The following is a 23,482-nucleotide window of genomic DNA, read 5'->3' as shown; positions in this document are numbered from 1 at the left end:
GGAGGATTAGAAATGTCTAATTTAATTACTAAAACAGATAATAATGTTGACGAAAAGCAATATATTATTTTCACTTTAAATAACGAGTTTTACGGTATCGACATCATCAATATCAACACTATTATTATGATGCCAGAGATTACTGATGTACCTCTCGCTCCTGATTATATTAAGGGAATGATTAGCTTACGTGGACACGTAATTCCTGTAATTGATTTGCATAAACGTATGAATTACGGTGAAGAAATCATAACAAAGGATACACGTGTTATCGTATTCAACATCAACGAAAACGAGCAGGTTGGCATCGTAGTTGATTCCGTTAAGGAAGTAATGGTTATTTCTGGTGAAGAAATCGATTACCCATCTCCTTTTATTAAGTCTGATGAATCATTCATCTCAGGTGTAGGTAAAAAGACAGATATGCTTATATCTATTCTTGATATCAACTCACTTGTTGATGAAAAGGCTATTGAGGAATGTGTAGCATAATATAAGGAAAACGCCTAGAGCAAATGCTCTAGGCGTTTTTTATATTATGTTCATATTATTTACTATCATAGCAATTCCAGAGATAATCAAGAAAATAATTACAAGCTTCTTTATCAGCTTTTCATCCATGATATCTCCAGCCTTCATGCCCACCCATAAACCAATAATCATTACAGGAACAAGGCATATTGCCTTTATAAGGCTATCAAAAGTCATTACACCTAGAAATATGTATGTAATAAACCTAAAGGTGTTTTCTGCTATGAATACTAGGCTTAGATTAGCTTTAAACTCTGTGCTAGTCTTTGTAACTTTACTCACAAATGCTGCTAAAAGCACACCTACACCAAACATTCCACACATAGCACCTGCAAGAATTCCTATTACAATATCGAATACTTTATGACTCTTTCCCGCGGAGGGCTTGTACTCTCGATACAGCATATTTATACCTACAAGAGTAACCATAACACCAAATATCATTTTAACGATATTCGCATTTACGTATCTAAGCACTATGGCTCCAGGAATGCTTCCTAATATCACTACTATAATTAACGGAATTACGATATTTTTATTAATATGTTTTCTATTTTTATAAACTAATGTGATATTTGCAGGATACCCTAGAACAAGCTCCACTGGAGAAATATTTACATTGTTTACTCCAAATCCCAGGATTGTATCGAATACTAACGTATTTGCGAATCCACATAGTCCCTTAACAAAGAAAGCACAAAAGGCTGCTAAAATCCATAAAAACATTAAATTAACCACCTAATCTATATTAAATCAAAAATGCTCATCTGATTATCAATCCAAGACTTTTGATTAGCCTCATGAATTATATCTCCCTCTCGAAATCCTCCAATTAAAAATGGAGAATTAACGTCGTGGAGCTTTTCATTTATTCTTACCTGACTTAAGTCATTATTTGCATAACAGTATTTACAAAAATGTCTGCAAGTATCGTATGCTCCTATGTCCGCACCAAGGTAACAAGCACAAGTTGCTCTGGCAGGCTTAACATTTGATTTAGGCACATTCAAATGAGCCGAAATGGCCTTTTCATACATGTCTACCGTCATACAGCCACTGCAATCAGCTCCGTATTTAGCAAGGAAATCTCCTTCGGCGCATGGCTTTACAACCATATTGTTGGCTTTTGCGATACGAATAATCTCCTGTCCCAAACGTATCTTATCCTCTGCAGATACAGCCATTGCGTCAGGAAAGTTCTTCTTTACCTTTTCATAAATATCAATAAAGCTGATCACCACATGATTGGTGTATCCTTTAAGATTTTCTGCCATCTTTGTGAAGGCTTCAATATGAAAATCGACTGTATATTTTTCATTTACAAAGATTGGATCGTATCGCCAGCCAATACGATTAATCCCCACAGTTTTAGAGAGGAATTTAAAGGACTCCATTACCTCTTTTTTATCTGGAACACCTGGCTCAATATCCTTGCCATAGGGTGTGATTGTCACATACCAATACTGACCATAGTCTTTTACTAAATCCAAATACGAAAAAAAAGGTGCTGGATTCTTTGTGCAAAAGCCAATAGCATCCACCACCTGTGGGTTTAAAATATATTTATTTACTGAACTTTGATTGTAAGGATTGCGCACACATACATAGCCTTCTTTCAAGCGATTGGCAAACCATTCCGGAAAGAATGCAGGTATGTCAGTGCGCTGCCCTGTATTAATAATCATTTATTATCCTTTATAGATCGTCGATAGCGTCCTTTATTTTATCTGCAAAGCCCTTCTTCTTTTTCTCAGCCTTTACTGACTTTGGACCGCCAACTGTTGTGTTGCCTGTAAGCTCATCGAACTTGCGAAGTGCTTCCTTAGCTTCCTTAGAAAGTCCTGTAGGAACCTGTACAACAAGTGTAACATACTGGTCACCACGAACATTTCTATTTCTAAGTGAAGGAATACCCTTTCCACGAAGTCTGATTGTTGTATCAGTCTGTGTACCAGGCTTAACCTCGTATGATACCTTGCCGTCGAGAGTATCAATGATAACCTCTCCACCAAGAGTAGCCTGCGCAAATGAAATAGGTGCTGATGAGTATACATCCATATCTCTACGCTGGAAAATAGGATGATTTTTAACGATTACTTCTACAAGTAAATCGCCTCTTGGGCCACCATTTCTACCAGGCTCACCCTTCTCACGAATACGAACGCTCTGTCCGTTGTCGATACCAGCTGGAATAGAAACAGAAATCTTCTTCTTGCGAGCAACATATCCAGTACCATTACAATCAGGACATGGAGTATCAATAACCTCACCTGTTCCCTGACAATCAGGACATGTTGTAACATTCTGAACCATACCAAAGAGTGATTGCTGAGACATCATTACACGTCCCTTACCACCACACTTTGTACATGTACGCTTGCTTGTACCAGGCTTTGCGCCTGTGCCATGACAAGCTGCACATTCGTCCTTAAGAACGATTTCAAGCTCTTTCTCACAACCGAAAGCTGCTTCTTCAAAAGTGATATGCACTGCTGCTCTAAGGTTTGCACCACGCATTGGACCATTTGAAGCACGGCCACCGCCGCCTCCAAAGAAGCTTCCAAAGATGTCGCCAAAGATATCGCCGAAGTCCATACCAGAGAAATCAAAGCCACCAGCTCCGCCACCGCCGTTTTCGAATGCTGCGTGACCAAACTGATCATACTGACGTCTCTTGTCTGCATCAGAAAGAACAGCATATGCTTCAGAAGCTTCTTTGAATTTCTTCTCAGCTTCTGCATCACCTGGATTCATATCAGGGTGGTACTTCTTAGCAAGCTTTCTATATGCACTTTTGATCTCACTATCTGAGGCTGTCTTAGAAACTCCAAGCACCTCATAGTAATCACGTTTTTGTTCTGCCATTTTTATCAATCCTTTATTACACTATAAGCTCCCCCGAAGGGGAGCTATTATTTATTATTTAGACTTCTTTGAAATCAGCATCAACAACATCGTCGTTTGCTGGACCTGACTGTGCACCTGCACCAGCGCCTGCGCCTGTGAACTGGCTCATATCTGGGCCTGCACCAGCTGCTCCCTGAGCTGCCTGTGACTGCTCATACATCTTTGCAAATACCTTCTGAGCTGACTCTGTAAGCTTCTCCTGAGCTGCCTTAAGCTCACCAATCTGTGAATCGCTCATCTCCTCTGGAGTCTGGTACTGATCAAGAAGCTTCTGAGCTGCTTCGATGTCAGCCTCAACTGCTGCCTTGTCAGCTGCATCAATCTTATCGCCTACTTCATCAAGAGCCTTCTTTGTCTGGAATACAAAGCTCTCAACATCGTTTCTTGTATCAACAGCTTCCTTACGCTTCTTATCCTGAGCCTCATACTCCTGAGCCTCTTTAACTGCCTTATCGATATCCTCATCAGACATGTTAGAACCAGCTGTAATTGTGATGTGCTGCTCCTTGCCTGTTCCAAGATCCTTAGCAGAAACGTTTACAATACCGTTTGCATCAATATCGAATGTAACCTCAATCTGTGGTACACCTCTCATTGCTGGTGGGATACCATCAAGTCTGAACTGTCCAAGTGACTTGTTATCCTTAGCGAACTGACGCTCACCCTGTACAACGTTGATATCAACTGCTGTCTGGTTATCAGCTGCTGTAGAGAAGATCTGGCTCTTCTTTGTAGGGATTGTTGTGTTTCTCTCGATAAGTCTTGTAGCAATACCACCCATTGTCTCGATTGAAAGTGAAAGTGGTGTTACATCAAGAAGAAGGATATCGCCTGCACCGGCATCACCAGCGAGCTTACCACCCTGGATTGAAGCACCGATAGCTACACACTCATCTGGGTTAAGAGTCTTACTTGGCTCGTGACCTGTAAGAGCCTTTACCTTATCCTGAACTGCTGGGATTCTTGTAGAACCACCAACAAGAAGTACCTTTGAAAGGTCTGAAGCGTTAAGACCAGCATCCTTAAGTGCCTGGTTAACAGGACCTGCTGTAGCTTCTACTAAATCATGTGTTAACTCATCAAACTTAGCACGTGTAAGGTTCATATCAAAGTGCTTTGGACCTTCTGCTGTAGCTGTGATGAATGGAAGGTTGATGTTTGTAGTTGTAGCAGATGAAAGCTCTTTCTTAGCCTTCTCAGCTGCTTCCTTAAGTCTCTGAAGTGCCATCTTATCTGTTGAAAGATCTACACCCTCAGCTGCCTTAAACTCTGCAAGCATCCAATCTGTAATCTTCTGATCGAAATCATCACCACCAAGTCTGTTGTTACCAGCTGTAGCAAGAACTTCGATAACGCCATCACCGATTTCAATGATAGATACATCAAATGTACCACCACCAAGATCGTATACCATAATCTTCTGCTCCTGCTCGTTATCAAGACCATAAGCAAGTGCAGCTGCTGTAGGCTCGTTGATGATACGCTTTACATCAAGACCTGCAATCTTACCAGCATCCTTTGTAGCCTGACGCTGAGCATCGTTGAAGTAAGCTGGAACTGTGATAACTGCCTCTGAAACTGTCTCACCAAGGTAGTTCTCAGCATCACTCTTAAGCTTCTGAAGAATCATAGCTGAAATCTGCTGTGGAGAGTACTTCTTATCGTCGATGATACGACCATTGTCTGTACCCATATCTCTCTTAATTGAAGAGATTGTCTTTTCTGCATTTGTAACAGCCTGACGCTTTGCTGGCTCACCAACAAGTCTCTCACCTGTCTTTGTAAATGCTACGATAGATGGTGTTGTTCTAGCACCTTCTGTATTTGCGATAACGGTAGGCTTTCCACCTTCCATAACAGCAACACAGCTGTTAGTTGTTCCTAAATCGATACCAATAATCTTTCCCATTTTTATTTCCTCCTATATATTACTTAGTTAGCAACCTTAACCATTGAATGACGAACTACTGAATCGTTGTACATGTAGCCCTTCTGGAATTCTTCTACGACGATGTTCTCGCCAACTTCCTCATCCTCAACATGCATTACTGCATTGTGGAAATCAGGATTGAATTCCTTTCCTACAGCCTCGATAGGCTTAACACCTGCTTCCTCGAGAGTTGTAAGTAACTGCTTGTATATCATGAGCATTCCATCAGCAAATGGATCCGCTCCCTCCTCAACTGTAGCAAGACCTCTTTCGAAGTTATCAACTACAGGAAGAACCTTTTCAATGATGGCCTTTGCGCCATTTCCAAACATCTGAGCCTTTTCCTGCTCTGTACGACGACGGAAGTTTTCGAATTCTGCCATCTGACGAGTAACTCTATCAGTAAGCTGCTCTATCTGCTCATCACGCTTATCTTTTTTCTTTTCTTTTTTCTTGAATGGCTTCTTGCCATCCTTTTCCTCTTTTGAAGATTCTTCTGAAGTTTTTTCCTCAGAAGCTTCTGTCACATCAGCTTCGGCTTCTTCAGCCATCGCTTCCGCATTTTCCATAGCTTCTTTAACTGCTTCTTCAGTAGAGAACTCTTCCATTTTTTCTTTATTCTCTGCCACGAATTTACATCTCCTTAATTTCTTTTATCCTTTATTTCTGTCAGCTTCCTGTTTCAGTAATTTATCTAGCTGACCTTTAAGACTTTTTATATTGTCAACAACATTTTCGTAGTCCATACGCTTTGGACCAACGATACCAATTGTACCTTTGACTCCATCGCCAAGCTCATATGTTGCTGTAACAATCGAACAATCCTTCATTGTTGATATTGGAGATTCGTCTCCGATATATACCTGAATTCCTGTGCTCTCATTTTCACTTGAGCTATCATTAAGAAGCTCTATAAGTGATTGTTTTTCTTCGAATGTATCTAATAATTCAGAAGCCTTCTTTGAATCTGCAAGCTCTGGATACTTGAAGATGTTGGTAGCACCTGAAGTATAAACCTGTAAATCATCGCCTTCAGTGATTGTCTCTGCTACGGTATCGAGTACCTGCTCTACAATCTCATCATGGATACCTGCCTGCTCCTTTAATCTGGATATAACTGCCAGATTAATCTGGTCAACTGTCAGGCCGTTAAGATTTGTGTTAAGAAGCATGTTAAGCTTTAACATTGTTTCATTATCAAGTGGCTTATCCACATTAATGATTTTGTTCTTAACGATGTTGCCATCCATGACAACTACTGAAAGTACCTGGTGTTCATCAACAGCTGAAAGCTGAACGAACTTTAATCTATTTGAAACAACTGAAGGAGCTGAAACTAATGTGGCATACTGGGTATTGTTTGCAAGTGTTTTTGCTACATTCTTGAGAAGGCTTTCCATCTTTTCTGTCTTCTCAATCATCCATTCCTGCATGTCAGCAACTTCTTTGTCCTTCTCAGCTATCAGGTTGTTTACGTAGAATCTGTAACCTTTATCTGAAGGAATACGACCTGCCGATGTATGCGGCTGAACTATATAGCCTAAATCCTCAAGATCTGACATCTCGTTTCGGATGGTAGCTGAACTAAGATTCAAATCAGTGTATTTTGATATTGTTCTTGAACCAACTGGCTCACCAGTTTCAAGGTAATTCTTAATGATTGCATTTAAGATTTTAACTTTTCTCTCATCTAGTTCGATATCAGCCATACATTCACCTCACTCCCACTCAGTTTTATGTTGTTAGCACTCATCTAATTGGAGTGCTAATCATTTTCTGATGTTAATTTACACCTAGGGTCCCCTTTTGTCAACCGCCTTAAGATATTTTTTATACTTTCTTTATTAATGTTATATAATTGTTATTTTTCCTAAGCTTTGGTAATATATGAGGGCAATCATTTTTGTAAATATCATCGTTTTTTGCAAAAATAATTACATTAATATAGAGGTGTTTTATGGATCAAAGTAAAATCAGAAATTTTTGCATTGTTGCACATATCGATCACGGCAAATCAACCCTTGCCGATCGTATCATACAGATGACTGGCACTCTTACTGAGCGTGAAATGCAAGCCCAGGTCCTTGATAACATGGATTTGGAGCGTGAGCGTGGAATCACAATCAAATCACAGGCTGTAAGAATCATTTATAAAGCCGATGATGGAAATGAATACATTTTCAATCTTATTGATACACCAGGTCACGTGGATTTTAATTACGAAGTTTCTCGTTCTCTCGCTGCTTGCGATGGCGCGATTCTCGTTGTTGATGCAGCTCAAGGTATCGAAGCGCAGACTCTTGCCAATGTTTACCTTGCACTTGATCACGATTTGGATGTTATTCCTGTCATCAACAAAATCGATTTGCCATCTGCAGATCCTGAACGAGTAATCGAAGAAATTGAAGATGTCATTGGTCTTGAGGCACAGGATGCTCCACAGATTTCTGCCAAGACTGGTCTTAATATACATGACGTTCTTGAAGCAATAGTTAATCAATTGCCACCACCATCAGGGGATGTTAACGCGCCTCTTCAGGCACTGATTTTCGATTCACTCTATGACCCTTACAAGGGCGTTATCGTATTTTGTCGAGTAAAAGAAGGCACATTAAAGGTTGGCGACAGCGTCAAAATGATGGCTACTGGTGCAGAATTTGATGTTGTAGAAGTAGGCTACTTCGGTGCCGGTCAGTTCATTCCTTGTGATGAACTCCCAGCTGGAATGGTAGGTTATATGACTGCTTCCATCAAAAACGTTCGCGACACTCGTGTTGGTGATACAATCACTCACGCTGATGCTCCTGCTACCGAGCCACTTCCAGGATACAAAAAAGTTAATCCTATGGTTTACTGTGGTCTTTATCCTGCAGATGGCGCTAAGTATCCAGATCTTCGTGATGCACTTGAAAAGCTTCAGCTTAATGATGCAGCTTTGCAGTTCGAGCCAGAGACATCAGTTGCACTTGGTTTTGGATTCCGTTGTGGTTTCCTTGGACTTCTTCATTTGGAAATCATCCAGGAGCGTCTCGAGCGAGAATATAATCTAGACCTTGTTACTACTGCTCCAGGCGTAGTTTACAGAGTTTACAAAACAGATGGCACAATGATAGAGCTTACAAACCCAAGTAATCTCCCTGATCCTAGTGAGATTGAATACATGGAAGAGCCAATCGTTGAGGCTGAAATCATGGTTACCAGCGAATACATTGGTGCAATCATGGACCTTTGCCAGGAGCGCCGAGGCCAGTATATTTCAATGGAATACATGGAAGAAACCAGAGCGCTTATCAAGTACACTCTTCCACTCAATGAAATTATCTATGATTTCTTTGATGCTCTAAAGAGTCGTTCTAGAGGATACGCTTCATTTGACTATGAAATGAAGGGATACATGAAGTCTGACTTGGTTAAGCTTGATATCCTTATTAATAAAGAAGAAGTTGATGCACTTTCATTCATCGTCTTCTCTGGTACTGCTTACGAGCGTGGACGTAAAATGTGCGAAAAGCTTAAAGAAGAGATTCCACGTCACCTTTTCGAAATTCCTATCCAGGCTGCAGTTGGTTCAAAGGTTATTGCCAGGGAAACTGTTAAGGCTATGCGTAAGGACGTTTTAGCAAAATGCTACGGTGGTGATATTTCACGTAAGAAAAAGCTTCTTGAAAAGCAAAAGGAAGGTAAAAAACGAATGCGTCAGGTTGGCAATGTAGAAATTCCGCAGGAAGCCTTCATGAGTGTTCTTAAATTGGACGAGGATTAAAATGACTCCTATCGAACTATATATTCATATACCATTCTGTGTAAAAAAATGTTTATATTGCGACTTCCTTTCAGGAGTGTTTGATGAAAAAATGCAGCGGCGTTATGTCGCTGCTTTGTGCACTGAAATAAAATATATGGCAAGCCAGGTCCACGGTGTTGAAGTGGCTACAATTTACGTTGGCGGTGGCACCCCATCTTGGCTATCTGAGGATTTGATGGATTTAATTATTACCACCGTCAAATCATCCTTTAGAGTCAATCCATTGGCCGAGATATCTGTTGAATGTAACCCGGGAACATTATCAGCTGAAAAGCTCAATGTATACCGTAGCGTCGGAATCAACAGACTCTCCATTGGTCTGCAGTCAGCAAATGACGATGAATTAAAGGAGCTTGGTCGAATCCACGACTACAATCGTTTCCTTCACACTTTTGATTTAGTTCGAAAGGCAGGCTTTGATAATGTAAATGTGGATATCATGACAGGATTACCTCATCAAACAGTGGAAAAGCTTGAACGCACCCTAAACGCAGTCACTATGCTTCGACCAGAACATATCTCTGCTTACTCTTTGATTATCGAGGAAGGCACTCCATTCTACGATAAATATAAGTTTGATGCTGTTAAGCAGCATGCAGGCATGGAAACCGAGGATTTACCTACCGACGAAGAGTCTTATCATTTGTATAAATACACAATGGACTATCTTGAAAAGAAAGGATATAAACGTTACGAAATCTCCAATTATGCCCGCGGTGGAAAGGTTTGCCACCACAATATTGGCTATTGGGACCGTGTTCCTTATTTAGGACTTGGCCTTGGCGCTGCTACCCTGTATCAAAACAGACGTGCAGACAACATTCGTGACATATACAAATACTGCGAAATTGCCGAGCAAATCGCTGAAGGCAGAGAAGTTCCTACCGAGCTTTCCTCTCCTTTCTATGACAACGAGGAAACCCTTTCTAAAAAAGAAGCCATGGAAGAATTCATGTTCCTTGGTCTTAGAAAAATCGATGGTGTCAATCGTTCTGACTTCTTTAATATGTTCGGAATTGATATCGAAGCAATATATGGTCCAATCATTACTGCCCTTAGGAACCAGGGATTTATGGACGCAAAAGAAGGTCGTTTGTTCCTTACCGACATAGGAATAGATGTAAGTAATCAGGTTCTTGCCCAGTTTTTATTAGATAAGTAGAAATATTTACATTATTTCAATAAAAATATTCTCAAACTATTGACAACTTAGGATTCATTAACTATTATATTTGAGTATGCGTTGAACTGTCCGTGTCCGGCTACAACGTATTTAATTTGAACATTTTATAATTATACAAATTGGAGGTGTAGCAACACATGGCAAATATTAAGTCTGCTAAGAAGCGTGTTCAGGTAACAGCTATCAGAACAGAGCGTAATAAGGCAATCAGATCAGAGGTTAAGACATACGTTAAGCGTGTTGAGGCTGCTGTAGAAGCTGGCGATAAGGCTGTTGCAGAGGCTGAGCTTAAGGCTGCTATCAAGGTTATCGAGATGGCTGGTTCTAAGGGCGTTTACCACGACAACACAGTTAGCCGTAAGGTATCTCGTCTTTCAAAGCTTGTAAACACACTTGCTTAATTTAAATACGAAATAATAAAAAGCATCGGTCCCGTCAGCCGATGCTTTTTTTGTGTTATTTTATTCTTGTTATTCATCTTCTTCAGATTTACTAATCTCTTCTGCTATATCTTCTTTCCAGAACTCTCCTGTTTTAACACGTTTTATACCTGACTGATTGCTCTTGCCTCTAATAGCCTCTATTTGCTTTGTTGCAATATATCTTTGTAGAAAAGCTGCATGGTCTGATGAAATAGTGCATCCACTAAAAACGCCACCATTCTCATCTTCCTTTTGATTGATAATCCTTCCAAAAAACTTTCCTACTTCTCTCTCTCCATCATCTGTATCCTCAAGAAGATGCAGTATGAACTCTCGATTCGGGTCAATTTGAGAACCTAAAGGCTCCACAAAGCCCACACCGCAATATGATAAATCTCGAACGATAACCGAATACATTATATCGTCCTGCTCAACGTCCATTACCTTATCAATATTGATGCGCACTCCACGACGTCGATTATATTTATTTCCCTCTTCTAATAATGGTAATACAACGTGGATTGCACGACCTGATGAAAATGTAAATTTATATATTTTAATATTTTCCCAAATAAAAACACCTTGATCATTCACTACTATCAAATCAAGTTTTGAAACGCTTCCTGTAAAATCAACTTCTCTAACTGAGTTTTGCCACATCTGAATAATGTTCTCTATTGGGATACCTTTATTGCCAAACTTAGTAGTAAACTCTTCTTGCTCCTTTTCGTTCAACACGGCATACTCTGTCGGCAACTCCAGTTTTTTATTCTCAAGAGTTGCTTGCACTGAGATGCGCGCCTTTTCTGTCACCTCTGAAATATGTAATTTCGTAATTGTTTTTTCTTTATTCATACTTTAATTTTAGCAAAGAAAAAAGTTCCTGACTACTATAGAATTACCGGCAATATATGGTTTCTTTCGTAACAAATACTTCACAAAATTTGCATGATTTATCGTACAGTATTATGTATATTTAAAGAGGGAGTATAAAAACGCAATGAGGGCGATAATTTGAAACAATATAATTTTGAACTAGAGAATATATCTCATCTAGAAAATGCACTCGATTCTTTACACAAAGACATCGACAATGATTCATATTCATCTATTCTATTCCATATATATACAAACGGTATCGACAAATCAGAAATAGACATTGTTAAATCTGAGATTCTTGATGCTTTTCCAACTGCGTCTATTGGTGGAACAAGTACAAATGGAGGCATTTGCGATGGCCATCTAGTTGATGAAGGAATGGTTATTTCTGTTTCAGTTTTTGAAAGCACATCAACTCAGGTCAAATTATTCAATTGCATTCCAGGAAATGAAGACATTGTAGGGAAAAGCATATCAGATTTTATAGATTCAACGGAAAATATCGTAGCAGCAGAATTGCTCATAACACTCAAATCAATTAACAGTCATATTATTTTAAATAATGTAGAAAAGTGTCATAATGATATTTTCGTATTCGGCGGAGGAAGTGCCGCCGTCACAATATCTGATGAAAATACCTGTGTAATAGATGAGAATGACATCTCTCCTAATGGTGTCCTTGTGATAACCTATTCCGGTCCAGATTTTCATATCGATGTGCACCATGCAATAGGCTGGAAGGCATTAGGCAAGGAATTAAAAGTCACCAAAATAAAGGGCAAACAGCTATTTGAAATCAATAATACCCCTGCCGGCAAAGTATATAGCAAGTACTTGGATATCCAGGCTGACGAAAACTTCTTTTCAAACATACTTGAATTTCCAATAATGTCTCATCAGCATGGCAATGAAGTATTACGATTACCATTTTCATGTAATCACGAAGATAACTCTATTATTCTTGCAGCAGATATCGACCCGGGAACTCCAATCAATCTTTCCTACGGAGACCCTGATGTAATCAAGGAAGACGTAATTGCTCTTATAAAAAAAGTAAAGGCCTTCGCACCACAGGCAATATTCTTGTACAGCTGTGGTGTACGACGACTCTATTGGAAATACCTTATAAACAAGGAAACAGCTCCATTTGCAGCCATCTCTCCAACCTCTGGATTCTACTCAAGCGGAGAGATTATGCGTATGGGAGACCACATCATCGAGCATCATGTCACACTAATAGCAATCGGAATGCGTGAAGGTGAAAAGGCTATTGTTCAGCCATCATTTAATGGCGACAAAGCTCTGCCTATACCAGAAGAGCAACAAATGCACAGTCAGGTTTCTATGGTACGTCGTTTGGCCAACTTTATTAACGTCACAGCTGCTGAGCTTCAGGAGGCCAACGAAAAGCTGCAAGAGATTGCAGATACTGACGAACTAACAGGATTATATAATCGCAGAATGCTCAACAAGCTTGTTTCAAACGCTATTGATAGAGCGAATAAAAACGGCTTTGATATGATTATCGGTATTGCGGATATTGATAATTTCAAAGAAATAAACGACACCTACGGCCATGTAATGGGTGATAAGGTACTGGTAGAGCTAGCTAAGCAGCTGGATAATGAAGTCGAAAAACTTCCTAGTGGAATTATCGGACGCTGGGGCGGCGAAGAATTCATGTTTATCGCCCCTACATTAAAGCTAGATGATGTTCTATCCAATATTGAAGAAGCCAGAAAACGAGTCTCCAGCATCAAATTTGATGGAATAGACTCTCCTACTATAAGTCTTGGCCTCACTGCTTTCGTTATGGGCGACACTGCTGAATCAGTATTTAAACGAGCTGATGCTGCCTTATACGAAGCCAAGGAAACAGGAAAAAACAAGACATGCGTAAAATAAAATAAGCCCTGTCCCACACATAGGGACAGGGCCATTTTTATTTACCTGCATATTTCATAATAATAAGTTCTACAGCCAGCTTTTCATCCAAGCGACCAGTCTTAAACTGCTCCTCAAAATCAGCCGCATCATTTAATAGATTCGTAATTTCCTTTGCAGAAAAATTGTTAGCCAGCTGCATTGTTCGTCTGACAGCAAAATCTGGCATTCCAACTTTGCTTGCTATCGTTCCTGCATTGTTGCCATATGCCGACAACTCCTTGATAACCTTCATCTGTCTGAACTGGCGAACTATCATAGTCAGAATTCGCATAGGAGGCTCCTTCGCAGAAAGCATATCCTGATACAAATCCAATGTCTTTTTCAAATCCTTGGCAGAAATAGCATTTAGCATATCGAAAATCTTTGTCTCTACTCGGGCAATACAAATAGCATTAACATCTTCAAGTGTTATTTGATTTCTATCCCCAACATAAGAAACAAGCTTATCAAGCTCTGTAGCCATGTTATCCATTGAGTCGTGAGTCATGTTCAAAAACTGAGACCAGGCATCTCTTTTCATCTGCTTGCCAGCAGCGTTTAGCTGACCACCAACCCATTTAGCCAAAACACTTTCATTAGGCATATTCATCTCTATGTCTCGACCTGCAGCTTTTGCTGCCTTATATAGCTTTCCTCTTTTATCTGCAGAAGGCTCTACAAATATAAAGATGTTAAAATCAGGGATGTTTGATAAATAGTTTCCTAAATCCTCAGGCATCTTTTTGCCAAACCCGCTATTCTCAATGAGTATAACTCTGTGCTCAGCAAAAAATGGCATTGTCTCAGCCTGGTCAATTACCTGGCCTACATTGATGCCATTGTCCTCGTATTTGGTGAAGTTCATATTATCCCCTTCATTCACAAGAGCTTTCAAAAGCTTATTCTTGTATTGAAGCTTTAAATAGTCTTCCTCGCCATAAAGCAAATATATATTTTGAAATTGTCCTGAACTAATATCTTCATCTATACGTCTCATAGGTAAAAGTATAGCCTAAATCCAGATTAACTACTAGTGAATATTAAAAAGAAATAATATTCTATAAACTAATCCCATTCGTTAGAAAACTCTGGAATAAAGCTCTCCTTCGCAACTTTTCTATCCTGTATAAAGGCGTTTTCTACACCCAAATCCAAAGCGTAATTAATAAGGCTATCGTATTCACGTTTAGTAACTCTTCTGTTTAATTCAGGGTATTTTGAAGCTATATGAGGCATCGGTGTATATTGACTCATCATGCTAATGAAAATACTATCCTGATATTTCTCATACAAGTATTTTATAATCGCTTTCCCATCCTTAACATGGCCTGGCAATAAAAGCTGTCTAACTATGACGCCGGATTTAACAAACCCCTGCTCATCAAACTCCACAGTCGGACACTGGCGAACCATCTCATCAATAGCCGCTTTTACTACCTCAGGATAATCTGATGCATGTGAATATTTTCCAGCCAACGCTTCATCCATATATTTAAAATCTGGCAGATATACATCTACTACTCCTTTTAGAAGCTTTAATGATTCCACCTTCTCATAACCACTGGTATTGTAAATTACAGGTATCTCAAGACGACTACCATCTTCCAAACCAGCTTTAGCCAGCTTCACCGCTTGAACAATCTGTGGGATATAGTGGGTACCTGTTACAAGATTTATATTGTTTGCACCTTGTTTTTGGAGCTTAACAAACTGACGTGTCAACTCTTCTACAGAGATTTCCTTGCCAACCTTTCCATGGCTTATCTCTTCATTCTGACAAAACACGCAGTGAAGATTACATCCTGAAAAAAACACAGCTCCGCTGCCGCTTTCCCCTGAAATACATGGTTCCTCCCAATAATGCAAGGCGATTCTGGCTATCTTAAGCTTATCAGATACCTGACATATCCCTCTTGAATTTACTCTATTAACTTTGCAATCTCTAGGACAAAGCCTACATTCATTCATAATTTCCATAATAAACAAAAAGTGCCTGGCATAATACCAGGCACCCTATCTTTTAATTATTTATTGCGACCCTTTGTCTTGATTTCATTAACAATAAGCTCTACAAACTCATCAAATGAAACTGTTGTAGTGCCCTGCTCTCCGTGAAGTCTGTATGAAACTGTTCCTTCAGCTTCCTCATTCTTACCAAGTACAGCAAGATAAGGAACCTTCTGGATCTGTGCTTCACGCATCTTGTATCCAAGCTTCTCTGAACGAGTATCAAACTCAACACGAACATCTGCATCATTGAGTGCATCAACAAGCTTCTGCGCGTATGCATTAAGCTCTTCATCATCATTCTTTACAGGAAGCACCTTAACCTGTGTAGGTGCAAGCCAAAGTGGAAGATTTCCCTTTGTCTCCTCAAGAATGTAAGCCATAAATCTATCAAGTGAACCCAGGATAGCTCTATGGATAACTACAGGTGTCTGCTTGTTAGACTCTGCATCTGTGTATGTAAGGTCAAACTTAGCTGGTAAGCAGAAGTCAAGCTGGCATGTAGAAAGTGTAATCTCGTTACCAATAGCTGGCTTAACGTTAACATCAAGCTTTGGTCCGTAGAATGCTGCCTCTCCGATTTCCTCTGTGAACTCAATACCGATTTCTGTAAGAGTCTCACGAAGAGCCTGCTCTGCTGTGTTCCACATCTCATCATCCTGGTGATATTTCTTTGTATCAGCTGGATCACGAAGTGAAAGGACACATCTGTAATCTGTGATACCGAAATCTTCGTATGTACTGAAGATAAGATCACAAACGTTCTTAACCTCGTCCTTAATCTGTTCCTGTGTACAGAAGATATGTGAATCGTTCTGGCAGAAGTGACGTCCTCTCTCAATACCCTTAAGTGTTCCTGAAGACTCGAAACGGAAATCGTGAGCGATTTCAGCAATACGAATTGGAAGCTCCTTGTATGAGTGTGGACGGTTAGCGAAGATTCTCATGTGGTGTGGGCAGTTCATTGGACGAAGAACAAAGTTCTCTCCCTCAACTTCCATAGCGGGGAACATATTCTCCTTGTAGTGATCCCAGTGACCAGATGTCTGGTAAAGCTGAACTGTACCAACACATGGTGTCATAACGTGAAGGTAACCAAGCTTACGCTCTTTATTACGGATGTAATTCTCAAGCTCTGTCCAGATTGTGTAACCATTTGGAAGGTACATTGGAAGTCCACGACCAATTAAATCGTCAGCCATGAAAAGCTGCATATCCTTGCCAATCTTTCTGTGATCACGCTCTTTTGCTTCCTCAAGAAGTGCAAGATGTTCATCAAGCTGCTCCTGTGTTGGGAAGCAAACACCATATACACGGTTAAGTACCTGATTCTCAGCATCGCCCTTCCAATATGCACCAGAGTGCTTGATAAGCTTGAAGTAACGGCAAAGCTTTACATTGTCAACGTGAGGTCCACGGCAAAGATCAGTGAAATCGCCCTGATCATAGCAAGAAATTACTGTTGAATCCTCATCCATATTATTGATAAGGTCTACCTTGTAAGGATCGTCCTTGAACTCCTCTAATGCCTCAGCCTTAGAAATCTCACGACGATAAATCTTAGCTCCTGTCTTAGCGACCTTCTTCATTTCTTTTTCGATTTTTGCGATATCCTCATCTGTAAGCATAACATCGCCAAGATCCATATCATAGTAGAATCCTTCCTCTACAACTGGACCAACCCAAAACTTAGCGTTTGGATAAAGATGCTTTACAGCCTGTGCCATCATATGAGCACATGAGTGATTGAGAGTGTTTAATGCCTCATCTTCTTTGAAATTAACCATTGCTTTTCTCCTTTTAAAATGTAATGAAATCTGTACATTACCAAGGGTGTAAAATAAAAAACACCCATAGGAAAGCTACTTCTAGCAATCCTAAGGGTGCATCATTCATTTTAATACACGGTTCCACCTTAGTGTTTCACTCATTTTGTCTTTAACGGAACTACCCGGAGGCGCTTCACCAAAAGGCTTCTACGCTCAGCTCGAGAATGGTGTTCATAAATGCTTCCGCTAGACGCTTCCAGCCTAGGCGTCCTCTCTCTTAGCTTTCACAAATACTACTGTTTCTGTCATCGCTTTTCGTGTCTTATCCTACCACAAAAATACTGTTAAATCAATAAAACAGTTTGGTTATCTTATATTCATTAAAGTCGCTCTATAACTCTTTTTGCCCAATCAAGCTCCCATTTGATTCTTACGTTTAGAATTTCTATCTGCTGATTTATGAGATTCTCAAGCGTATCCTCTTTTGATGTAATCCCCTTCATAGTTTCTATAGAATCAAACATGTTATCATACTGTGACACCTTGTTTCTATATTCATTTTTTAGCATTGATGGTACATTATCCATCTCAAATAAACTCTGGGCTTTGTCATGTACCTGTACCATTTTGCTGTGTAATTCTTCTAGTTTTGTCATATTTATTTTATGTCCTTCATAATTATTAATACTGCTATCATATAGCTAATAAGATTCATGTGGAATTTAAATTACTGTTATGCATCAAGGAATCAATTAATAAATTAAATATACTATTATTCATATATAGTTTGAATAAGATTATCATGACTGTCATACACCAATTTAATCGAGAAGAACTCACACTTACTCTCTTGGTCTTGGTTCATAAGAATCTTCAGGAAAGCCTTATCCCCCTCCCAAAGATTTAGGTCCATCACTTTATCAATATCAACCCAAGTCAGCTCACCTTCGCTACAAGATTCTGCCAAATTCCCAGAGAAATCATCGCTGGTGAAAAGTATAGCATGCTCAGTCTCATCTCCCATAACGAAAGTGATATAGCCTCGCATTTTTACAGAATTTAGTGTCAATCCAGTCTCTTCCATTACCTCTCGCTTAATGCAATCAGTAGGCGATTCTCCCTCTTCAACATGTCCACCAACACCAATATATTTTCCAGCATTGATATCATGCTCCTTCTTGGTGCGATGTAGCATCAAATATTTATTATCTTTTATTAAATAGCATAAAGTTGTAAGTGTCATATTATTCCTATTCTATATACTCCAGTAACTTTTTGCAGCGCTCCATTGTGGCACTGGCATAAGTATCATTATATGCAACAGACGCAAAACTACCACCATCATATTCGTCCGCTGACTCTTGTGCTTTAGCATCTCTGTCCTTTAACCATTGCCTCTGTTCTTCAAGAATCTTGTTAAATTCAACCTCATCTGTGTTGTACTTTATTACTCTCCAAATATTATTGAGGCAATCATCACTAATTCTTACCTGTGAAGAAGTTATTTCAACCATATCAGCAGTAGTTAACGCTTCAGAGAGCATATCGCTATAATACTCATAGCTGTTTTCTGTTGTATTATAGAAACCTTCGGCTTCTTTCTTTGCAGATATTCTCTCACTGCTGACAATACCTTGATTTTCTGCTACATTTACCAATGCCAAATTGTCTAATGTATCCTGCTGTTCTTGATAGTCTATGAATAACCATCTCTGTACTTGTTCATCAATTTCCGAAACAGGTTTACCTGGCATATAAATATCAACCTCATCGGCACCACTAAGGGCATATGGCGAAAGTGGCACATATTTCACTCCATCAGCAATATACTCCTTATCATCATTAAGAATTGTAATATCCTTCATCTGCATTTTATAAGTATATTCGTCCACCTTTTGAATATTCTCAAAATGTCCTTCGTAGTCACAATAATATCGAATGCCATCTGGATAATCTTCACCAGTATCCCCCATATCAGAGTCGTGATAACTGCCATGAAAATATCCATCTCTTTCTATATCAAAATCATCTTCCCAACCACCAGCTCCGCTGGAAAACGAATAGCTATACTTCGCTAAATCTGCAAATGTGATTGTAGAATCATCAATATCTTCGCTAGTTTCTGGAGCGTTGCCATTATCACCACTTGAATCCTTCGAGCTCTCTACCTGAATCTCGTTATTTCCATTTAGCTCTGTAGCTGTATCATCTGATTCTTTTCTATTTAATATTAAGAAAATGCAACCTCCAGCTAGTAATAATAAAACAAAGTCAATTATCAAAATAGTCCTAATTCTTTTTTTCTTTCTTTTCTTATGTTGTGTTTTCATCTAGCATTCTCCCTTTCTGTTTACAACATCACTAAAGACATTGTATTACAAACAATTTATTATTTCATCCAAGAACCACCGAACAATTACTTAATTTAGATTACACGCAATATGAACTACAACAAAAATAACTTAATTTTATGCTCAATCAAATTCACATCCAAATTTATTCCATAGGCTTCTGTAGATATTATTAGGTTTTCTCCGGAAATAATTCCAGATTTCTCATATCTTGCAAGCTTTTCTAGATTTTTATCTGAATATGTATTATCGGATGTTAAGCCAAAATGTTCCCAAAAATAAGTCTTCCTTTCTCGTAAGTTCAATAAAACAAAATCTGGATAGCACTTAATCCCATTATGTAGGATTATCTCAGGCTCATATTGATAAATAACACCATATTGATAAAACAAATCAGCAAGAATCTTTTCTGATTTAGACCTCACCTCCTCACCATTGTTTGTCGTATAAGATGATGACTTGTCATATTTATTTTGTGCTCCACAATACTTCTCATACCATTCTTTAATATAATCAGCATCTGATTTGATAATAGGATTTATTAATTGTTTTCTTCCCTCAGATAACTTTTCATACAAATTACTAACACTAGCACAATTATATTTTAATATAAACCTTTTTATGGCCATCTCCTGCCTATGAAGATTTGTTAGCATTTTCTCATAATAATCTTTCTGCGCTAAACGTTTTGCTATATCCTTATCCGCTGCAGAAATATACTCTAAATCATCATCTGCATCCCTATAATAGTATTGGTAAATGCCATTGCTTTTCTTCAATACAAGAGTTTCATCTAGAAGATCACTACAATTTGATAGTTCATTCAATACAAATTTTTTCTGTTCTGTAATTTGTGTTAGTTCCTCTTTTAATACTTCTATATTCATACTTTTAATTCCTTTCTTTTATCAAAATTACTATTTTTCCACAAAATAGTAAGCATTCACTCATGTCCTACTATCTAAATCTAGTTTTTCCCATTAGATAGTAAGAAATCTGTCATGGCTTACTATCTATAACTCTTTTTTCTTACTAGATAGTAAGAATCCGCCAGTTCATTACTATCTAAATAATGTTTTCACCATCAGATAGTAAGATTTCTGTCATGGCTTACTATCTATAACTCTTTTTTCTTACCAGATAGTAAGAATTCACCAGTTCCTTACTATCTAAATAATGTTTTCGCCATCAGATAGTAAGAACCAGCTCATTCCCTACTATCCAAGCGCAAACATCAACTATAGGTTTTTGTTTTTCATCAGAAAAACAAGAACCGGACATAGACCAATATTTTCCGAAAGAAAATATTGCTTGGCGAAGCCAAGTTCTTGTGGGCTTTTTCCTTAAGTAGCCCACAAGAAGTCATACAAATATGCGCTAGACCACGCCATACTTCTACTGTAAAACATTCAAGGCTACATAAATGCAGTAGCCAACTATCTAATATCACTGCGATTCCCGTATAAACACATCAACTCCCCCTGCCCTCGCTCTCACGCGGCCTGAGTCCATGGTGTAATAAATGCTTCCTGCCGCGGCCTCAATGCGTTCCACGGCTTCAGCGGCTGGGTGGCCGTAGCGATTTACCTTGGCGCAACTGATAACAGCAACATCAGGGGCCAGTAGGGACAAAAACTCTGAATCAGAGCTGAATCGGCTGCCATGGTGGCTAACTTTCAGCAGGTCAACATGTCCCACATTTCCCGACTGAGCAATAGCTATCTCTTGCTCTGCTCCTAAATCACCTCCAAAGAATCCTGAGTAATCAACAGTTCCGTCACCATCCTTGTCATACTCCATCAATAATGCCAATGACAGTGCATTAATGTCATCACTGACCACTCCATCAAAGGGATAGATGCAAGTAAATGTGAGATGTCTACTGCCACACTTATCTCCCTGGTTCATGTATAGAACATTGGTGCCATTAGCTTTACATAATTCCAGTAACTGGCTCAAAGTATCGTCGCTAGGTATCTCTGCTGAAAGCACAATATTATCGATTCTATACCCAGACTCAAGTAGTTCTAATACACCGGATACATGATCCATGTCCATATGAGACAGAAACCAATAATCAATATGGCTGGCTCCTTTATATTTAAGAAAAGGAAGCAACGTATATTTTCCAACAGCATCGGAGCTGGTGCTTCCTCCATCTATGAAAAATCTCACACCATCCTGAGAGGAAATATATATGCCATCCCCCTGTCCTACATCTAAAATATCTACCTCAAATGATTGTTTAGAAGGGATGAACCATGTGCAAATCACTACTATGAAAAGCCCCATTGTAACAAGCATTTTCCTTCGTATATACGATATTCTGGTTCTTGGATTAATTAGCTCAGCATCGATATGGCTATTAAACAATTCAGAAAGACGCCATGCCACAAATATTAATCCATAATAAATGACAATTCTTATAATTCCACGGTGCCCAACAATTGCATTAGCATTTGGTAGCTTCGAAAACATTGACGCTATCATCTCAAAAATGTAAATAACAAAATGACATGGCATCAGAATAAGCTTTCCCAGTGGTAAATAAATTAGTCCAAGAAATCCACCAAGCAAACCTAGCCCAAGCAGCACCGGCATAAGCGGCAAGATTAATAAATTAAGCATTGAAGAATAAACCGGAGTTTCATGATACATTTGAGTAACAATGGGAAGCATGACCCCGTATATACCAATAGAAAAAATAAAGCTAGATACGAAATATTCAACAATGACTCTATGGATTGGCTTTTTAATTGCTTTTCCAAAGCCGTCATCTGATTTCATAAGCTTCTTTCTTTCGTTACAATACTTTCCATATATCCCACTTAAAGGTAGCGCTACATACCAAATACCAAGAATTGCTCCAAAGGAAAAAATAAAACTTCCATTTCTGATAAGCAATGGATTTCCCAGAAGTAGAAAATCCGCCACAACTGCCAGCGCTGTCAAAGAATCATATGCCTCTCCTAAAATGTCCGCCAAAAGAAATATCAGAAACATGCAAATCGCTCTCACTGAAGATATACTTCCCCCTGTAAGTAATCCGTAAAAAACAGCCACTATTCCAGCAAGGATTCCAGCACAAATAAAGCTTTTTCCTCGTCGTCTCAGAAGTTTATAAAATGACATGCACACCACTGATACATGAAGTCCTGAAACAGCCAACACATGTGCCACCCCTACAGTTCGGAAAAGTTCGCGCAAATCGCCTAATAGGTCCCCCTTATTACCAATAGCAATGCTTGATAAAAAGCCAGCTTCTTCGCCTGGTAGCGCCCATTGATAAACTGCATCCAGTGCTTTGCTAAGCTTATATAAAATATCTTTTCCTGATAATAAGCCACAGCTGTATCCTAAAACTTCAGGATTAGACAGCTCAAAATACAGCCCCATTGATTGATAATAATTGTTCATATCAAAAGCGCCATCATTTCTGGCAGTCATAAAATGACTAACCTTACCTTTAATATTTAGTTTGCAATAATTTGGGATTTCATCTGAATTAAATTTGAAAATAAAAGATGTATTTGAAAGCCTACCTATTTCAGAGTCCACGGTGGCATTTCTTACATAATAGAGTACACTGTCGTTTTTGATTTCCTTATGATAAACCCTGCCAACAGCCTGCACCTGAGTGCCTTCTGGCATACAATCAGCTGCATTAGCTTTTGTATAGACCCCCAGAAAATCCCAGGGGCCATGTACACTAAAAGCAATCGTTATTATTATCAACAAGGAAATCTTACAAAGTCTTCGACCTCGTAACATA

Annotated in this window: 20 protein-coding genes; 5 read left to right on the top strand and 15 right to left on the bottom strand. The window is 39.0% G+C overall.

Annotated elements, in window-relative coordinates; genetic code table 11:
- Positions 1-12 precede the first annotated feature (12 nt).
- Entirely contained in the window at positions 13-492 is a 480-nt protein-coding gene (locus BM102_RS07370) for a chemotaxis protein CheW (protein ID WP_044934081.1), read from the top strand.
- A gap of 39 nt (positions 493-531) precedes the next feature.
- Here BM102_RS07370 and BM102_RS07365 read toward each other — a convergent pair whose 3' ends face one another.
- The 6 genes from BM102_RS07365 to hrcA are packed head-to-tail and all read right to left on the bottom strand — an operon-like array spanning position 532 to position 7,077.
- The gene (locus BM102_RS07365; RefSeq protein ID WP_090480539.1) at positions 532-1,257 is read right to left on the bottom strand and encodes a sulfite exporter TauE/SafE family protein; all 726 of its coding nucleotides are present in this window, start codon (positions 1,255-1,257) and stop codon (positions 532-534) included.
- Positions 1,258-1,274: 17 nt separating this feature from the next.
- Positions 1,275-2,216, bottom strand: a complete 942-nt coding sequence (locus BM102_RS07360; protein ID WP_090480536.1) for a DUF1848 domain-containing protein — start codon at positions 2,214-2,216, stop codon at positions 1,275-1,277.
- A gap of 10 nt (positions 2,217-2,226) precedes the next feature.
- Positions 2,227-3,396: a molecular chaperone DnaJ gene (gene dnaJ, locus BM102_RS07355; RefSeq protein WP_033153950.1), complete on the bottom strand. Its 1,170-nt coding sequence runs from the start codon at positions 3,394-3,396 to the stop codon at positions 2,227-2,229.
- Between the two features lie 58 nt (positions 3,397-3,454).
- Complete coding sequence (gene dnaK / locus BM102_RS07350; protein ID WP_044934063.1) at positions 3,455-5,347, bottom strand: molecular chaperone DnaK; 1,893 nt, start codon at positions 5,345-5,347, stop codon at positions 3,455-3,457.
- 23 nt (positions 5,348-5,370) lie between these two features.
- Positions 5,371-5,976, bottom strand: coding sequence for a nucleotide exchange factor GrpE (gene grpE / locus BM102_RS07345; protein WP_090480664.1), 606 nt, complete (start codon positions 5,974-5,976; stop codon positions 5,371-5,373).
- A 45-nt stretch (positions 5,977-6,021) separates the two neighbouring features.
- Positions 6,022-7,077, bottom strand: a complete 1,056-nt coding sequence (gene hrcA, locus BM102_RS07340) for a heat-inducible transcriptional repressor HrcA (RefSeq protein ID WP_044934060.1) — start codon at positions 7,075-7,077, stop codon at positions 6,022-6,024.
- A gap of 248 nt (positions 7,078-7,325) precedes the next feature.
- On the opposite strand from hrcA, the gene lepA reads away from it, so the two are divergent.
- The 3 genes from lepA to rpsT all read left to right on the top strand — a co-directional run bounded on the left by lepA (position 7,326) and on the right by rpsT (position 10,757).
- Positions 7,326-9,131, top strand: coding sequence for a translation elongation factor 4 (lepA, locus tag BM102_RS07335; RefSeq protein ID WP_090480532.1), 1,806 nt, complete (start codon positions 7,326-7,328; stop codon positions 9,129-9,131).
- 1 nt (position 9,132) lies between these two features.
- Positions 9,133-10,335, top strand: a complete 1,203-nt coding sequence (hemW, locus tag BM102_RS07330) for a radical SAM family heme chaperone HemW (RefSeq protein ID WP_090480528.1) — start codon at positions 9,133-9,135, stop codon at positions 10,333-10,335.
- A 158-nt stretch (positions 10,336-10,493) separates the two neighbouring features.
- Positions 10,494-10,757, top strand: coding sequence for a 30S ribosomal protein S20 (rpsT, locus tag BM102_RS07325; protein ID WP_033153945.1), 264 nt, complete (start codon positions 10,494-10,496; stop codon positions 10,755-10,757).
- Between the two features lie 69 nt (positions 10,758-10,826).
- On the opposite strand, the gene BM102_RS07320 is transcribed toward rpsT, so the two are convergent.
- Positions 10,827-11,633 carry a PilZ domain-containing protein gene (locus BM102_RS07320; protein ID WP_090480524.1) on the bottom strand — a complete coding sequence of 269 codons (807 nt, stop codon included), beginning with the start codon at positions 11,631-11,633 and terminating at the stop codon, positions 10,827-10,829.
- 159 nt (positions 11,634-11,792) lie between these two features.
- Here BM102_RS07320 and BM102_RS07315 point away from each other — a divergent pair, with 159 nt between their 5' ends.
- Entirely contained in the window at positions 11,793-13,562 is a 1,770-nt protein-coding gene (locus tag BM102_RS07315; RefSeq protein ID WP_090480521.1) for a sensor domain-containing diguanylate cyclase, read from the top strand.
- 37 nt (positions 13,563-13,599) lie between these two features.
- On the opposite strand, the gene holA is transcribed toward BM102_RS07315, so the two are convergent.
- From holA to BM102_RS07275, 8 genes are all read right to left on the bottom strand, one after another.
- On the bottom strand, positions 13,600-14,580 hold the full coding sequence (gene holA / locus BM102_RS07310; protein ID WP_090480518.1) for a DNA polymerase III subunit delta: 981 nt from the start codon (positions 14,578-14,580) through the stop codon (positions 13,600-13,602).
- Positions 14,581-14,648: 68 nt separating this feature from the next.
- Positions 14,649-15,551, bottom strand: a complete 903-nt coding sequence (locus BM102_RS07305) for a radical SAM protein (RefSeq protein WP_330388597.1) — start codon at positions 15,549-15,551, stop codon at positions 14,649-14,651.
- A 56-nt stretch (positions 15,552-15,607) separates the two neighbouring features.
- Complete coding sequence (thrS, locus tag BM102_RS07300) at positions 15,608-17,377, bottom strand: threonine--tRNA ligase (protein WP_090480513.1); 1,770 nt, start codon at positions 17,375-17,377, stop codon at positions 15,608-15,610.
- Positions 17,378-17,739: 362 nt separating this feature from the next.
- The gene (locus BM102_RS07295) at positions 17,740-18,015 is read right to left on the bottom strand and encodes a hypothetical protein (RefSeq protein WP_090480510.1); all 276 of its coding nucleotides are present in this window, start codon (positions 18,013-18,015) and stop codon (positions 17,740-17,742) included.
- Between the two features lie 116 nt (positions 18,016-18,131).
- A complete protein-coding gene (locus BM102_RS07290; protein ID WP_090480507.1) occupies positions 18,132-18,602 on the bottom strand; it encodes an NUDIX hydrolase in 471 nt (156 codons plus the stop codon).
- A 7-nt stretch (positions 18,603-18,609) separates the two neighbouring features.
- Positions 18,610-19,689: a lysozyme inhibitor LprI family protein gene (locus BM102_RS07285; RefSeq protein ID WP_090480505.1), complete on the bottom strand. Its 1,080-nt coding sequence runs from the start codon at positions 19,687-19,689 to the stop codon at positions 18,610-18,612.
- Positions 19,690-19,805: 116 nt separating this feature from the next.
- Positions 19,806-20,597, bottom strand: a complete 792-nt coding sequence (locus BM102_RS07280) for a hypothetical protein (RefSeq protein WP_090480502.1) — start codon at positions 20,595-20,597, stop codon at positions 19,806-19,808.
- 559 nt (positions 20,598-21,156) lie between these two features.
- On the bottom strand, positions 21,157-23,481 hold the full coding sequence (locus BM102_RS07275) for a DNA internalization-related competence protein ComEC/Rec2 (protein WP_090480499.1): 2,325 nt from the start codon (positions 23,479-23,481) through the stop codon (positions 21,157-21,159).
- Between the last annotated feature and the right edge of the window lies 1 nt (position 23,482).

The organism is Pseudobutyrivibrio sp. JW11 (assembly GCF_900115355.1).
Taxonomy (GTDB): domain Bacteria; phylum Bacillota; class Clostridia; order Lachnospirales; family Lachnospiraceae; genus Pseudobutyrivibrio; species Pseudobutyrivibrio ruminis.
The sequence above is the reverse complement of the archived record's forward strand: the minus strand, read 5'-3'. Positions and strand labels throughout refer to the sequence as shown.